At 51.1% G+C, this 15,047-nt stretch carries 14 protein-coding genes and 1 pseudogene; 14 read left to right on the forward strand and 1 reads right to left on the reverse strand.

Annotated features, from left to right (window positions below):
- Both B060_RS0114505 and B060_RS24685 read left to right on the forward strand, forming a co-directional pair.
- Positions 1-382 (forward strand): annotated as a pseudogene (locus tag B060_RS0114505) (IS701 family transposase); the annotation flags it as partial.
- A gap of 557 nt (positions 383-939) precedes the next feature.
- On the forward strand, positions 940-1,206 hold the full coding sequence (locus B060_RS24685; protein ID WP_018082521.1) for a helix-turn-helix domain-containing protein: 267 nt from the start codon (positions 940-942) through the stop codon (positions 1,204-1,206).
- On the opposite strand, the gene B060_RS0114515 is transcribed toward B060_RS24685, so the two are convergent.
- Complete coding sequence (locus B060_RS0114515; protein ID WP_018082522.1) at positions 1,196-1,543, reverse strand: hypothetical protein; 348 nt, start codon at positions 1,541-1,543, stop codon at positions 1,196-1,198. The two genes, B060_RS24685 and B060_RS0114515, sit on opposite strands and share 11 nt — an antisense overlap.
- Before the next feature lie 703 nt (positions 1,544-2,246).
- Between B060_RS0114515 and B060_RS0114520 the strand changes: the two genes are divergently transcribed.
- The 12 genes from B060_RS0114520 (at position 2,247) to B060_RS0114575 (ending at position 14,904) form a co-directional block, all read left to right on the forward strand.
- Positions 2,247-4,175, forward strand: coding sequence for a methyl-accepting chemotaxis protein (locus B060_RS0114520; RefSeq protein WP_018082523.1), 1,929 nt, complete (start codon positions 2,247-2,249; stop codon positions 4,173-4,175).
- A gap of 28 nt (positions 4,176-4,203) precedes the next feature.
- Positions 4,204-5,793: a chemotaxis protein CheW gene (locus tag B060_RS0114525; RefSeq protein WP_018082524.1), complete on the forward strand. Its 1,590-nt coding sequence runs from the start codon at positions 4,204-4,206 to the stop codon at positions 5,791-5,793.
- A gap of 80 nt (positions 5,794-5,873) precedes the next feature.
- Positions 5,874-7,061, forward strand: a complete 1,188-nt coding sequence (gene cheB, locus B060_RS24690; protein WP_236621572.1) for a chemotaxis-specific protein-glutamate methyltransferase CheB — start codon at positions 5,874-5,876, stop codon at positions 7,059-7,061.
- A complete protein-coding gene (locus B060_RS0114535) occupies positions 7,051-7,695 on the forward strand; it encodes a HEAT repeat domain-containing protein (protein ID WP_031220406.1) in 645 nt (214 codons plus the stop codon). The genes cheB and B060_RS0114535 overlap by 11 nt, the downstream gene beginning before the upstream one ends.
- Entirely contained in the window at positions 7,676-8,539 is an 864-nt protein-coding gene (locus B060_RS24695; RefSeq protein ID WP_031220408.1) for a CheR family methyltransferase, read from the forward strand. Before B060_RS0114535 ends, B060_RS24695 begins: the two co-directional genes overlap by 20 nt.
- Before the next feature lie 11 nt (positions 8,540-8,550).
- Positions 8,551-8,922 (forward strand): response regulator, encoded by a 372-nt coding sequence (locus B060_RS0114545; RefSeq protein ID WP_201768080.1) that lies wholly within the window; start codon positions 8,551-8,553, stop codon positions 8,920-8,922.
- The gene (locus B060_RS0114550) at positions 8,919-11,537 is read left to right on the forward strand and encodes a chemotaxis protein CheA (RefSeq protein WP_018082529.1); all 2,619 of its coding nucleotides are present in this window, start codon (positions 8,919-8,921) and stop codon (positions 11,535-11,537) included. Before B060_RS0114545 ends, B060_RS0114550 begins: the two co-directional genes overlap by 4 nt.
- Positions 11,537-11,779, forward strand: coding sequence for a hypothetical protein (locus B060_RS0114555; protein WP_018082530.1), 243 nt, complete (start codon positions 11,537-11,539; stop codon positions 11,777-11,779). The genes B060_RS0114550 and B060_RS0114555 overlap by 1 nt, the downstream gene beginning before the upstream one ends.
- Positions 11,776-12,564: a ParA family protein gene (locus B060_RS0114560; protein WP_018082531.1), complete on the forward strand. Its 789-nt coding sequence runs from the start codon at positions 11,776-11,778 to the stop codon at positions 12,562-12,564. The genes B060_RS0114555 and B060_RS0114560 overlap by 4 nt, the downstream gene beginning before the upstream one ends.
- Positions 12,565-12,602: 38 nt before the next feature.
- Positions 12,603-12,977, forward strand: a complete 375-nt coding sequence (locus tag B060_RS0114565; RefSeq protein ID WP_018082532.1) for a response regulator — start codon at positions 12,603-12,605, stop codon at positions 12,975-12,977.
- A 60-nt stretch (positions 12,978-13,037) separates the two neighbouring features.
- Entirely contained in the window at positions 13,038-14,231 is a 1,194-nt protein-coding gene (locus B060_RS0114570) for a methyl-accepting chemotaxis protein (protein ID WP_157405646.1), read from the forward strand.
- Positions 14,232-14,562: 331 nt separating this feature from the next.
- Positions 14,563-14,904 carry a hypothetical protein gene (locus B060_RS0114575; RefSeq protein WP_018082534.1) on the forward strand — a complete coding sequence of 114 codons (342 nt, stop codon included), beginning with the start codon at positions 14,563-14,565 and terminating at the stop codon, positions 14,902-14,904.
- The last annotated feature ends 143 nt before the right edge of the window (positions 14,905-15,047 follow it).

The following is a 15,047-nucleotide window of genomic DNA, read 5'->3' on the forward strand; positions in this document are numbered from 1 at the left end:
CACCGTCGTTGCTGCAACGTAATCCCGACCACGCGCCCATCTCGGCCAAGGCGCTGGCACGGGAGCTGCCGCCCGAGGCCTGGAAAACGGTCTGCTGGCGAGAAGGTACGAATGTGGACCTGAGTTCACGCTTTACAGCTCTTTGGCTGCACCCGGCCTCCCGCGACTATAACCTGACAGAACCCCGCCCTGAGGAATGGCTGCTGATCGAATGGCCTGAAGGCGATGAAGCGCCGCTCAAATACTGGCTTGCCACCCTGCCAGCCGACACGTCACTTGAAGATCTGGTCAGCATCGCCAAATTGCGGTGGCGAATTGAGCGAGATTATCAGGAACTCAAGCAGGAACTCGGCCTTGGCCTTACGAAGGCAGAGGTCAGAGGTTGGAATCCTCTTGGGTCCTCCATATTTTCAATGACTTAGCGTTGGTGCGGGAAGTCGTACGGAAAAAATACGGAACACATATTGCGGCAGTTCACTTTCTGTTTCTGAATGAGAAGAGTGGCATAGAAGACGGGTGCCGTCTCGCAACGCCCCGACACCGGAAGTTTTTGACAGGCTAATAAATGCATGGCTGCCGCGATTTAGGCCTTTAGAACCGGCTTTTGGAGCTGGCGGCCCTAGCGAATCAGGCAGACGAATTTCAGGTTAAAGTCGCTTTGAGGTCCCTCGTGCGCTGATGCGTGGCGCGTGAGACTTGACCGCCTCGGCTAGGGGCCTTTCGCCGTGAAGGCGGCGACGGATCCTTTTCATGGACACCTCAGGACACCTCAGGGCAAAACAGAAACTTGCGGCATCCACCTATCTCGGCCCGCTGCGTGTTAAAACGAACTGATCCAACTCTCCCTACCGACCGTAATCACAGCGACGTTACCATCGAGCCAATTTGGAATAATCCGCGAAGCAACTTAGATCTAGTTTTCGCAGGAAAATCAAAAATATGCCCATACCCGATACAGCCTCTTACCGCATCATTATAACCAGTCTTGTGTGTGCCCGAAAAAAAATCGGTATGACTCAAACAGAACTGGCGCAAATATGGGGAAAAACCCAATCTGCGATAACCAAAATTGAGAATATGGATCGCCGACTCGATGTCCAAGACTTTCTCGATATTTGCCTGATTTTAAGTATAAATCCGTCGGACATCATCAAAGATGCCCATAACGAACTAAAAAGGCAGGCTGTAAAAAAATCTAACCTATAAGGAATTTTAATTCTTTAATTTCAGACTCAGTTATTTTCCGGAGATTTTTATACGTAAGAAGTTCCGACAACACTCGCCATTTGTTATCAATAATATCTAGAATTTTTAGTCTGTCTAAAGCTTGTTGTGTGGCAATTAAAATAATGAATTCTTTAGACGTATTGCCCTCTGATTGGTAGGTTAAGAAGAAATCCGAATTTACTATGACATAGTCATTTTCATGTATTTCTGCTTGTAGATAATTTAAAGTTTTTTCTAGACGTAAGTCCTTCTCTTCACCTTCAAGTAGCAAAAAGGCGACAATATATTTCTCTACGTTTTTTTCGTTATTCTGCATGGGGCTATATCCGAATATTTTTCCTCCCAAATATATTGCTGACGTCACAATGGAGGAGGGGCATCACAAAGAGTCTCTCATTTCTCGCTTTGGTGTGTAGGGCGCGCGCGCATTTGCTCAAAATACATTCTGCCATTGTACGAATAAAATCCATTTTAGAATAATTTTTCGCGCAAAGCAGGCTGCCGATATGCTGGAAGTGTTAGATCTGTCGGGCGAGCTAGATTTGAGATCTTATATTCAGCCGTACTTGCGGAGGCGCGAAACTCGAAATGCTTTTGAATTTGTTGGATTTTTGGAATGTATATTCTTGCGCTAGAATTCATTTAAATGTTCTTTGGGGAGGTAATTTAATTAAACTTTAAGCCAAAGCGATATGTCTTTGGTCGATAATTTATATTAACTCTGGGCATAAATAATAATCAAATGTTGCGCATTCTTATTATTTCACAACACAGTGCAGCCGCAGGCTTTAAAAATAGTCCATTTTAGAATATAGTTAACACTTTGTTTACCACCAAATTGTACCGTATTAGAAGTACGTAGCAATATTCAAGTTCGCTTCCTGGTCGGAAACAGCAGTAAATTTGGGCGCAACAGCATATTTGCAATATTAAATTGTTCAAAATGTCTGCTGCATTAATATTGTGAGAATTAATAGTTGTAATTACTGGTTACATGAATTGTATTTGAGGATTCAGCAATGGCGCTAGCTAAGAAACATAGTATACAATCTTCCGCTCACAAATACGAGGCTGATGACGTTGTCCGCAGTAGCGGCGGCGGAAATCTGGCCGCAGACGCGCAAAAGCGTCGTGCGCGCACGTTTGCGCGGCAGCAAAAGGCCGCGGAGCGGATAGCCACGGCGACGGCGGAGTTGTCCAGCGGTATCGCCGAGGCTGCTTCGGCTGCAGAGGAGTTACGCAAGGCTACAGAACAGATTGCTGTTGGCGCCGAAGAGGCTGCCAATGCATCACAGCAGTCGTTGAAGGCTGTGGACCATGGTCGCGGCTTGATTCAGGCTGCCAAAGATCTAGCGGATGCGTCCTTGGTCAAGACGCAGGCCTTGCAGGGCATGATCGCCGATGTGGCGGGGCACATTGCCGCTTCGATAGATGCCATTGGCCGGGCTTCTGATCGTCAGGTCGCCTCGGTTAAGTTGGTGGAAGAACTTGATGTCCAGGCTGCGAATATTGGTGAAGTCGTAAAGGCTGTGGCTCACATTGCGGATCAGACCAACTTGCTGGCACTTAACGCGGCGATTGAAGCTGCGCGCGCCGGCCAACACGGCAAGGGTTTTGCGGTTGTCGCTGATGAAGTGCGCACCTTGGCGGAGACCAGTGAAAAATCGGCTCGTGATATTCAAGATCTGGTTGCCCAAATCCAGAAGGACGTAAAGATCATTGCGGAGGGGATCAATAACTCTGCGAGTGCCGCTCGTGGCGATGTCGAAAATGGCATGCAGGTCACCACGCGTCTGGAGCAGGTTCGCGTCGACATGCTGACGGTCATTAAGGGCAGCCAAGAAATTTCGGTTGCCAACATCCAATCTCTTACTGCTGCCGTCGAAGCTCAGAAGGGGGCAGAAGTGATAGCTGCTGCCGCCGAAGAGCAGGGCGCCGCCTGCGAAGAGGCGCAAAAAACCATTGAACAGCAAACCGCTGCTCTCACCCAGAGCGACCAGGCAGCGCAAGAGCTTGCTGAGCTCAGTGAAGAGCTAAAGAACAGCGCCAACATCGGCAAGAGTGCGGAAGAGGTCGCTTCTGCGGGAGAAGAGCTGTCCAGCGCCATCGAAGAAATAAACCGGGCTTCGGCTCAAATTATGACTGCGCTGGAACAGATTAGCAAAGGGGCGCAACAGCAAGGTGCGGCCACCCAGCAATCTTCTGCAGCGATAAGTCAGATTGAAAAGGGAGCGCTTCTTTCGCAAAACCGGGCTCAGGAGGCGCTGGATCGTGGCAATACGATTTCCGCGCTCTTGGAGGAAAATAAGACTGGCGTCGACAATCTGATTCAAGGCGTTCACAACTCGGTGGAGGCCGGGCGTGCCACGCGCGAGCAGGTGGCTGCCTTGGAGCAGGTCAGCCGTCGTATCGATAAGATCGTTGATGTGATTACGACTGTGTCGATACAGACCAACATGCTGGCCGTTAACGGCTCGGTGGAGGCCGCGCGGGCCGGTGAATTTGGCAAGGGCTTTGCTGTTGTGTCGACCGATATCCGTAACCTGGCCCGCGACAGCGCTGAAAATGCCGAGCGGATCAAAGATACGGTCAAATCGATCCAGGACATGATCGTGGTTGTGCGCCGTGATCTTCTGGAAATTGGGGATGCGGCAGCCGCTGAAATTGAAAAGAATCGCCGGATTTCGACCCATCTGGAGGCCATTGCCACCGACATGGGGGAGGTTTTGACTGCTAACAAAGAGGTGCTGGCGGGAACTGACGACATCATCCGCGTGGTCCGTGAAGTGCAAACGGGTGTTGAACAGGTATCGGCCGCAGCCCAACAGGCTACGCGTGCTTCGGGTGAAGCGACGAATGCGGCGCGCGAGCAATCCAAGGGAGCGGAGCAATTGGCGGCCGCTGTTGAGGAAATCGCATCTCTGGCTGATGAATTACAGGCTGGATAAACTTCTAAACTGAAAGGGGACGTTTATCATGTCTGTGGTCGCTAAAGCTATGGAGACGCTTGAGGAAGAATTTGCCGTCAAGTCGACCCAGGAGAGTGTGGAAAATGCTTCCGCAGCCGAACTCCATCAATTTGTAATTTTTCACGTCGAAGGGGAACGCTTTGCTGTTTCCTTGTCCGAGGTTCAGGAAATCATCCGCGTTCCGGATGTCGTTCACATGCCGCTCAGCCCAGCCTCGCTCGAAGGTCTGGCTAATTTGCGGGGAAGCGTATTGCCTGTCCTCAATCTGAGGCAGGTGTTCCGTTTCCCGCAAGCCCTTCATGATGACTCGACTCGCGTCGTGGTTCTTGATCATGGCCGTCCGATTGGACTTATTGTCGACCGAATGGCCAACGTCGTCACAGTCGGTTCAGAGCAGATTGAGCCGGCCAGCACGATCAGCAGTTCGATCAATGTCGACTTCGTTACAGGCATAATTAAGGAGAAGGATGGTCACTCCATGGTGGTTATCCTTGATGCTCGTCTTATTGTGGAACGGGAATTCCAGGACCTGTTAAACGCGGATACGCTCAAGGTGGTAAGAGCGACCGAAGCCACCGTGTCAGAAGCGTTGAAGGCGGAGAGCGCCGTCGTAGAAGAGGATCAATTGGTCAGTTTTGAGGTGGCTGGCCAAGAATATGCTTTCCCCATCGAGAAGGTGAAAGAAATCGTACAACTGCCTGAGCATGTTTCAGACGTCCCAAACACGGCCAGCCATGTCCTGGGGGTCATCACCCTCCGTAATCGGTTGTTGCCATTGGTATCCCTGCGGGAGCTCTTTGGCTTGCCAAGGATGCAGATGACTGACGCCAACAAGGTGGCGGTGATTTCCCCTGATGGCAATAGTGAGACCTCTGTTGGGGTCGTTATGGATAGCGTGCGAGAAGTCTTGCGTGTCAGGCGCGATGAAATGGAAGAGGTGCCCGATCTGTTAAGGGGCATTGGGCCGGGAAATAATATCGCCTCGATATGTCGTTTGCAGGGCGGCCGTCGTCTGGTGTCCGTTCTGGCTGCGGAAAACATGTTTGATCAAGCTGAGTTGGATCACTTGCATAATTCAGGGGAAGATGAAATGGCGAGATCTCAGGCTGATTCCGTCGCCACGTCTTCATCGGAGGCTGTTGATGACGAGCAATTCGTCCTGTTCATATTAAAGGGCGAAGAATACGGCGTGCACATTGACTGTGTGCAGGAAATTGTTCGCGTACCTTCTGAGTTAACCCGTATCCCCAAGTGTCCGGACTTCATCGAGGGTGTCATTAATCTGCGTGGCGTTGTCTTGCCGGTCGTGGATCAGCGCCGACGCTTCCAGTTAGAGAGCATCGATCGCAATGACCGCCAACGCATCATGGTTTTTATCATCGGCGGTGTTCGCACCGGTTTCATCGTCGATCTCGTAACGGAGGTGCGGCGTATCCCGCTGAACACCATCGCCGCGGCGCCGGAACTCTCTGTAGAACAAAAGCGCATTATACGCAGGGTTGCCAATCTTGAGGGTGAAAAACGTATAATAATGTTGCTTGATGTGTTGCAGCTTTTGAATTCTGATGAAATGTCAACAATAAGCAATAAGTTTTAGCGAAAACTAATTCCTTTGTGGAAATGCTTATAGCTAAAAATATTGAAGTATATTCAATGTAGTTCTTTGTTTAATTGTTCATGAAATGCAGCTATGCGCAAAATGATTGCCTTTTGTGGAAATTTATTCAAGTATGGGTCGTATTGGAAATGATTAGAGTGTTAATCGTAGACGATTCTGCATTGATGCGAAAGCACCTCACGGGGCTTCTGGAATCGGCAGGTGATTTTACCACACGCGCCGTACGTAACGGTGCCGAAGCACTAGCCGTTCTTGAGGAGGATGAATTTGATGTTGTCACCCTCGATATCAATATGCCGGTTATGGATGGGTTGACCTGCCTTTCGCGGATTATGGCCACCAATCCGAAGCCGGTTGTGATGGTATCTTCGCTGACACAAGAGGGGGCCGAAGCCACATTGGAAGCGCTTAATCTTGGAGCGGTTGATTATGTGCAAAAGCCCGATGGTACGATTTCATTGTCTATCGATAAGATCGAACGAGAACTTGTGACCAAAATTCGCATGGCTTCACGTGCTCGAATTCGCCGCAGTCTTGGTTTGACTAACCGCATCATTAATACGCACAAACGAATAGAAACATCGACAAAGCGCGCATCTATACCTACGCCTACGCGTGGTCCTGACAGGCATGGGCGGGCGGGACTTGTCCTTGTCGGAGTTTCTACAGGGGGGCCTGGCACGTTAGAGCAAATTCTGCCTTATCTGGAGAAGGGTTTTCCATGGCCCGTATTAATCGCGCAGCATATGCCGGGTAGTTTCACAGGTGTTTTTGCGCGTCGGCTGAACGGAATCTGCCAAATGCCGGTCGTCGAGGTGGAACGTCAAATGCCGATTGAGCCCTCGACGATATACATCGCTAAGGGGGATGCGGACCTCATCGTTACACGACGCGGTACAGGGTATTCGGCGACACCTGTCCCCGCCAGCCGTGATCACCTGTGGCATCCAAGCGTTGAGCGAATGGTGCAGAGCGCTTTGGACATCTTTCCAGCGGATAGGCTTATAGGGGTTCAACTCACCGGCATGGGAGATGATGGCGCCAGTGCCATGGCGCAGATACAAAAACGTGGTGGACTGACAATCGCCCAGAATGAAGATACGTGCGTTGTCTTTGGCATGCCCAATGAATTAATCAAACGCGGCGGCGCATCTATCGTCCTGCCAAGTCATAAAATCGCCGGTCAGCTCAACACATGGCTGAACGCAAGGGGAGAGCGAATGGGAGAGCGCAGCTATGTTAGTTAAACCATCAATACCAAACCCTGTTGAGACTCTGGCTGCCACTGATTTTGTAGGTCCAGCAGAACTTTTAGCCGATCTGCTAGGCGGGGGATCAACCGCCCTGCGGCGGCAAGCGGCGCACAATCTGCGTGACTATCCAGAATGTGGTCCTCAGCTTTGTGATATTTTGGCAGAAGAGCCCCGGGCCAGCGTGCGGGCGGCCATCTTGAACACGCTTATCCGGCTAAGGTCCGCGGATGTTATTCGCGGTCTTGTCGAGCATTTGCGCAGCGAAAACGCAACGCTCCGTAATGAGGTGATTGAAGTCTTGCAGGACATGCCGGACGAAGCCATGCCTATACTTGAACAGCTACTCACGGACTGGGATAGTGATGTGCGTATTTTTACCGCCAATATTCTAAGTGAAACAAAGCACCCGCGAACGCCTGATGTACTGATAGGCGTTATTAAAAGTGATCCTCATGTAAACGTCTGTATGGCAGCTCTAGACGGACTATTGGAGATCGGCGATGAATCCATGATTGACTCAATTCAACAACTCGGTGAGCGCTTTCCCGAGGCCCCTTTCGTCAAGTTTGCCGTTTCCCTTGCCATCAAAAGGCTACAGGGGGTAGATTATGCGAGAGGCACTACGTAAGTCGAACGAACATCATGTTACAATTACATCCGAAGATTACGCGAAATTTTGTGAATTTTTCTACAAAAAAACTGGAATTGTCTTCACTGATAAGAAGGGCTACTTTGTAGAGCGGCGATTACAAGAAAGAATTGAGAAAACAAAATCTGAAAGTTTTCGTGATTATTTCTCGCTTCTGCGGTTTCAGATGTCCGGTGATGAGTGGCAGGAACTCATCAACAACATGACGGTCAATGAGACCTACTTCCTACGTGAAGATTATCAGTTCGATGCTATGAGCAATGGCATGTTGCCTGAAATCGCGCAGGAACGTCCGGCAGGGCGCTCCGTCAAGATCTGGTCGCTGCCTTGCTCGACCGGTGAAGAGCCCTATTCCATCGCGATCCATATATTGGAGAAATGGGCTCTGGCGGATAGTTATGCGATTGAGATCTGTGCGTCAGATATTGATACACGCGTGGTCACTCAGGCGCGACGTGGCGTCTATGGCGAAAGGTCATTACAACGGTTATCGCCTGAGCTGCGAAGAAAATATTTCTCGAAGACGGGTGTCGATCAGTACTTGATCCGTGAAGAGTTGCGTGAATCGATTGATTTTTCGGTAACTAATATTATCGATCCACTGCATATGTCGCGCTATAGATCCGTTGATATTATTTTTTGCCGCAACCTTTTGATCTATTTTGACGATATATCAAGAAGAGGGGCGGTTGAGCTTATGTATGAATGCTTAAGCCCTGGCGGTTTCATCTGCCTTGGCCATTCTGAAAGCATGAGCCGAATTTCATCTTTATTTAAACCTCGAAAATTTGGCGAGACGGTCGTCTATCAGAAAGCCGGCTAAGGAGCATGATCGTGAAAAAGGTTCTAGTCGTAGAAGATAGTGTGACAACGCGAATGTTCTATCGAAGCACACTTGAAGATGCTGGATTCGAGGTTGCCGAGGCTTCCAATGGCCTGGAAGGTCTTGAGATGGCTATGATGTCACACTTTGATCTGGTCGTGGTCGACATCAATATGCCAAAGATGGATGGCTATGAAATGATCCGCGAATTACGCCGCAACCCTGATTTGGTATCGCTTCCGGTCATTACCATCAGCACGGAGTCCGGCCGGTCGGATGAACGTATGGCCTTCAAATGCGGGGCTAATTATTACATCGTCAAACCAGCAGATCCAACCGATCTGGCGCTGACAGCCAATATGCTGACGGGGGTACGGGTATGAAATCCCTGCTCGCGCGTTTCATTCCGGAAGCGCGAGATCTGATTGAATCCTCTTCTTCAGGCCTATTGAAGCTGGAGAAAACCCCGAACGACATTTCTGTCGTAAATGAGGTTTTTCGCGCCGTTCATACGCTGAAAGGATCATCAGGTCTCTTCGATGTGCCGGCTTTGACACGCCTGGTTCACGTGGCGGAAGATCTGCTCGGGGCCGTTCGCGCCGAAGAGTTGAACATCGATCCGCAACTGGTTGATCATCTTCTCAGTACCCTGGATCAGGTTGGGGTTTGGATCAATCATCTGGAGACTGAGGCGACCCTGCCTGAGGATGCCGACCGCATTTCTCAATCAATGTCGACCGTATTGAAGCAAGCATTCTCCAAATCCGGAGAGACTGCCGTTGATGGCAAATCAGGGGCCGATGCGGAACCGGAATTTCGACGTCTGGCGGCCAGTGCGCTAGATGGCTGCGATCCTGACGATCGGTTCGAGGCTTTTGCACAGCTCGTTTCCGGGCTTTCCGTTCAGTGTGTTGAATATCAGCCTGCTGATGATTGTTTCTTCAATGGAACCGATCCTTTGGCGATGATGTTGTCATTGCCGGGCCTGATCAGCCTGACCGCCTTTCCTGTCGCGTCTTTCGCCGCCATCACCGAGCTTGATCCCTATCGTTGCAACCTGCGTTTTCAGGCACTATCCGTAGCGCCTAAATCTGACATCGAACATCATCTGCGCTACGAACTGGACCACGTCGTCCTCACGGAGGTCTACGCTGAAGACCTGATCGTTGTGTCGGGTTTGCCCTCGGACTTAGCGGTGTTCGGAGACTTTTATAACGAAGCTGTTGAACTGCTGGCCCGTGACGCCTTTGCGCAGATTGCCCGCAGTGCGAAAGCGCTTGGCGCCGTTACAGGGCCAGATTTGGCCTCCACGAAGGCCTTGCTCTGGCTGGCAAGTGCCTTGGAAGCTTCGACGCCTGACAAGTCCCTCGTTGCGGCCCTGATCGAAGCTGTTCTAACGGGGACGTTTAGACGGCCGCAGGTGCACGCGACGCCTGCTGTTCCTTCGGCGCTCAGGCGTCCGTTTAAGCGCGCCCTAGATATTATCTCAAGCCAAATGCGCGGGTTGCAAGAGATCCCGTTTGAGCCGTCAGTGCTGACCGGGCCTAAGGCGACTGTCAGCAACCTGCTAAGGTCGCTTGATCGTGATGAGCTTCTCGATAGCGTAGAGACCGCTGGCGAACAGTGTGTGGAGGCGGGGAGCTTTGATCCCTTCCTTCATCTTCTGGAAAAGCTGGTTGCAGATATACCATCGTTTGCGGGGGCCGAAAATGGCGCTCCAAGCCTATCGAAAGCAGCCGTTGAACAGCCTTTAAAAGTAGACGAGGCGGACAAAGGAAGCGCCCAGGATGAGCGCGATGCCAGTATAAGGGCCGATCCAAAGCAGGCGCCATCTCGCATACTGAAGGTCGATCAGGGCAAGATTGATGCCTTGATGAATTTGATCGGGGAACTGGTGGTTTCAAAAAACAGCCTGCCATTCCTGGCCAGGCGCGCCGAAGAGGTGCACGGCTCACGTGAAATGTCCCGTGAAATAAAGGAACAGTATGCGATCATTGATCGTCTTGCCCAGGAAATGCAGGCGGCGATCATGCAGGTGCGGATGCTGCCTATCGCCGATGTATTTGATCGCTTCCCGCGCCTGGTGCGTGATCTTTCGCGCAAACTGGCCAAGGACATCAGCCTGGTTATAGAAGGCGGGGACACAGCTGCCGATAAGAATATCATAGAAGCCCTCAATGACCCCTTACTGCACATTGTGCGTAATTCTCTCGATCATGGTGTCGAACCACCGGCTGAACGTGTGGCCGCGGGCAAACCGCAGTGCGCAACGATCGGGCTAAAGGCGTACCAGGAAGCGGATTATGTGGTGATCGAAGTCAACGACGATGGGCGCGGTATGGATCCGGCTAAGATCCGGGCTTCCGCCGTCAAAAAAGGTGTCATCACGCCGGACGAGGCCGGCCGCCTCTCAGATCAGGAAGCCATCAACCTCATCTTCCGACCGGGCTTTTCCACAGCGGAGAAAATCTCCGATCTGTCTGGCCGGGGCGTCGGCATGGATGTGGTGCGCACGGCCATCGAAAAGCTGGGTGGACGCGTCAGCGTCACATCGCGGATCGGGGAAGGCTCCAATACCAAGCTGATGCTACCTTTGAGCATGGCCGTCACACGCGTCATGATCATTGAAGCCGCTAGTGATCTTTTTGGCGTGCCCATGGATTTGATTGTTGAGACCGTTCGGGTTGAAACCAAGCGGATTCACAAGATCAAACAAGCAGAAGCCTTTGTCCTGCGCGACCAGTTGATTCCTTTGGTGCGTATGGCGGATCTTCTGTCCCTGCCTGCCCGGCCTTTGGTCGATGATGCGGAAGCTGTTCTCGTTTGCCGCATAGATGGGCGCCTGGTGGGGCTCGTGATCGATGATTTCCGCGTCGGCATGGATGTCATCGTCAAGCCGCTGGAGGGTATCGTCGCGGGGATACCCGGGTTCTCAGGCACAACCTTACTCGGCGATGGTCGGGTGCTACTCGTCCTTGACCTGAAGGAGCTTGTCTGATGCCGCTTGTCTTTGAAGGTAATGTAATCCGCTTTGATGGTCACTGCACGGTTGAAGAAGCCTTGACGTTGGCGCAGGCGCTTGTTGACATCAAGGATGTCGAAATTGTCCTGTCTTCATGCGAATCCATGCACACTGCGCTGCTGCAAACCCTTATCGCCGGGCAGCCGAAAATAACGGGCGTGCCACAATCCAAAGATCTGGCAAGCCTGATCCGCACGCTGGTTCGGAGCGAAGGATGACCAGGGTTCTGGCGATCTGCAACCGCAAAGGGGGGTGCGGCAAGACGACGACGGCAGTTAACCTCGCCTGCGAATGGGGATTACGCGGCCAGAGAATCTTGCTGATTGATCTCGATAGCCAGGGACATGCCGGGATTGGTCTTGGGGTGGTCGCTCGTCGTGATGAGCCAACGGCACATACGATTTTTAACCCACAATCCGGCATGTTCAGCGAGGCCATTCGTCGGACAAGTTTCAAAAATGTCAGCGTAATCCCTGCCGACAGGACGTTTGAAGGGGCATGGCGCGGGCTTGGTCGGGGAGAAACCAACGAACTTGACGTGCGTTTGCTGGATCGGCAGTTAGCGTCCGACGATGTCAAACAACAGTTTGACATCGTCATCCTTGATACGCCGCCCTCGCTTGATCCTTCGTTGCTGAACGCGTTGGCTGCGGCTGACGCAGCCTTGGTGCCGATGGTGCCCCATGCCTTGTCGGCAGAGGGCATACGCCAATTCATACGGTTGTTCTATCGGGTTACAACCACGATCAAGCCAGACTTAATGCTGCTTGGCATACTGCCGGTCATGATCAATGACCGGATCAATCATCAGCGTCAGATTTTGAGCGACGTAGGTCGCGAGCTTGGTGTCAAATATATTTTGGATGGGATCAGAACCGATATTCGGTTAGCTGAAGCCTTCTCAGCTCAAGAGCCAATATCTGTATATTCTCCGCAAAGCAGAGGCGCGAAGGATTATAGAATACTTACATCACAACTAAGCCGTTTGTGGAATATTGATTAAAACATTTCACATTAAACTTTTAAATAAAGGCATCCACCATGGCGAATGCGATTCTTATTGTTGACGACTCTCCAACCATGCTTATGAGCATGGAAAACATGCTCATAAAGATTGGTGTTAGAGTTGAAAAGGCCTCCAGTGGTGAAGAGGCCTTGAGCAAATTGCAGTCTGGACTGAAGATTAGAATGATGATCACCGATCTCAATATGGGCGCGATGAATGGCATCGAACTCATTCGAGCGGTTCGCAAATTACCAGGCATGTCCTTCGTGCCGATTCTGATGTTGACCACTGAATCCCAGCAGGACAAGCGCAATGAAGCCAAGTCTGCCGGCGCGACGGGATGGATGGTCAAACCTGTTCAGCCTCAAGCCATGATGCAGATCGTACGACAACTTGTGCCAGGAGTCTGACATATGAGGCCGCGTTTTGGGATCATAACACTTGTAGGGTGCATAGTCCTGGCTGTCCTTTTGACGGCTGCATTGGGTTATAGTTTGGGCTTGGAGACAAGCCTCTCCGCGGTCGGCCTGAGACTTATCCTGACTACGCTGGTCACGGCAACGACACTGGTCGTAGCTGGGTATTTAGGTCGCGTCGCCGAGCCCCGGGCTGTGGCCTCCAAGGGTCTCGGCCCAGTCGCTTCAGACACCAAAGCATCAGTTGAATTGCCGCCGCCGTTAGATGACGCCCCCCCGACTTTGGCCCTTCACGCCATCATGAGCCGTCTGGCGGAAGAATTACCCGCCTGCAATCCGATCATTCAAACCCTGTGCGGCCATATTCAGAGTGTCGTCGTAGATACGGAAGATGTGGCGGCCAACATCATCGCGCAGCTACGCAAGGTGGATCATTCCGTCATGACCTTGATAGAATTTCTTGAATACAGTTCGCATGACAAAATCATGAAGATCATTGAGCAGACGGAAGATCACCTGAATACCAACCGCGAGATATTGGCAGAGTTTCTTGACCGCCGCACGCGGGCGATGGACGATAGCCGCGATCGGCTCACCAAGATTGGAAAATCGGCCGAGCAACTTGATAAAATAGTTTTGACAATTCGTGCCATCTCTACACAAACCAACTTGCTGGCGCTCAACGCTACCATTGAGGCGGCGCGGGCCGGAGATTTCGGTAAAGGGTTCTCCGTCGTGGCATCTGAGGTCAAGATTTTGTCACGTCAAACTGACCTGGCGGCCAAGGATATAGGAGACGGGCTGAGGGCCTTGCAAGGGGACATTTCAGCCAACTTCGATATTATGGTTGGGCAGCAGGATCGTGAAGAACGCAAGGATTTAGACGCCATAGTTGCGGCGATAAACGAGTTGGGTCGCAACATGGAGCGTCTCGTGGATCAGCAACGCGCCATCATGTCCAGGGTGCAGGTCGAGAGTGAACAGATTGCCCAACCAGTCGTCGAACTCATAGGGTCGATCCAGTTCCAGGATGTCACACGCCAGAGGCTGAACAGTGTCACGGAAGTTCTCAACAATATTTCCCACCATTCCGAAAGCCTGACAGAAGCCCTCATATCGTCAAATTCTACCGTCCAAAGTTTCGAAAAACATTCTCTGGATCGCAGAGCAGCGCGTGAAAATATGACGAAGGCAAGTCACATGTCGCATATTACGTCGGCGGAGAATGCCATTATTGAGTTGTTTTGATGTCGGTCTCAAATAACCGAAATGGCTATTGTCCACCTATATTAAATAGGCTTTAGCAGGTTTTGTCTATTGGGATTTAGTTGCTTTAGTAGGAGTAGCGTCGTATTTGATAAGGGTTTTGAATCGCAAAGAATAGTTTCTCTCAACGAAGCCGAAAATTTGGACACTGAGCCTGAAATGGTTTTCGACAACTTGACGCGCTTGGCGGCAGATCTTTTCGATATGGTCGTGACGCATCGCATTTTTACACTATTGAATGCATTTTAGCTCTGGCCACATTTCGGGTTGATCAGGAAGCAGGAACGTCATCGCTATTTTTACGAAAGACGGGATGACATTGGTTCCAGAACTTATGGACAATGCCACCCTGAAGGCCAATGTTCTTCCAGCCCCGGTCAGGGGGCGGGACGAAATAGAGAAAATATTGACAGCACTCGAAACCCTCTATGTCTCGCTTGAAGACATCCACCGTACGAGTACGTCTGAACGAGAATTCATCTTCAGCCAGGCCCGCTTGCTGTCAGGCGAGAAAATTACCATTAATATCGTTGGTGTCCGCGATAAGAGTGGCTGGATAGCAAACGTAATCATGAATCACGCGCCCGATGCTGCAATGCATTCCCTATCAATACAGCTTTCCGAAATCCTGCACCCTGGGAGTCGTGCCGCGTAACACCTGCGAGTAACTAGGGTTTTTTCGCTTTGGATTCTAATGGGAACGATCTGTGATCGGTGGCCATGGTTTACGTACCTTAGTTCATTTCTAGTAGCCGCTAGGGAAAATCCCAGCAGGCGCGGATGCCTTAAGTTGGCTCG

It is taken from the genome of Asticcacaulis benevestitus DSM 16100 = ATCC BAA-896 (genome assembly GCF_000376105.1).
Classification (GTDB): domain Bacteria; phylum Pseudomonadota; class Alphaproteobacteria; order Caulobacterales; family Caulobacteraceae; genus Asticcacaulis; species Asticcacaulis benevestitus.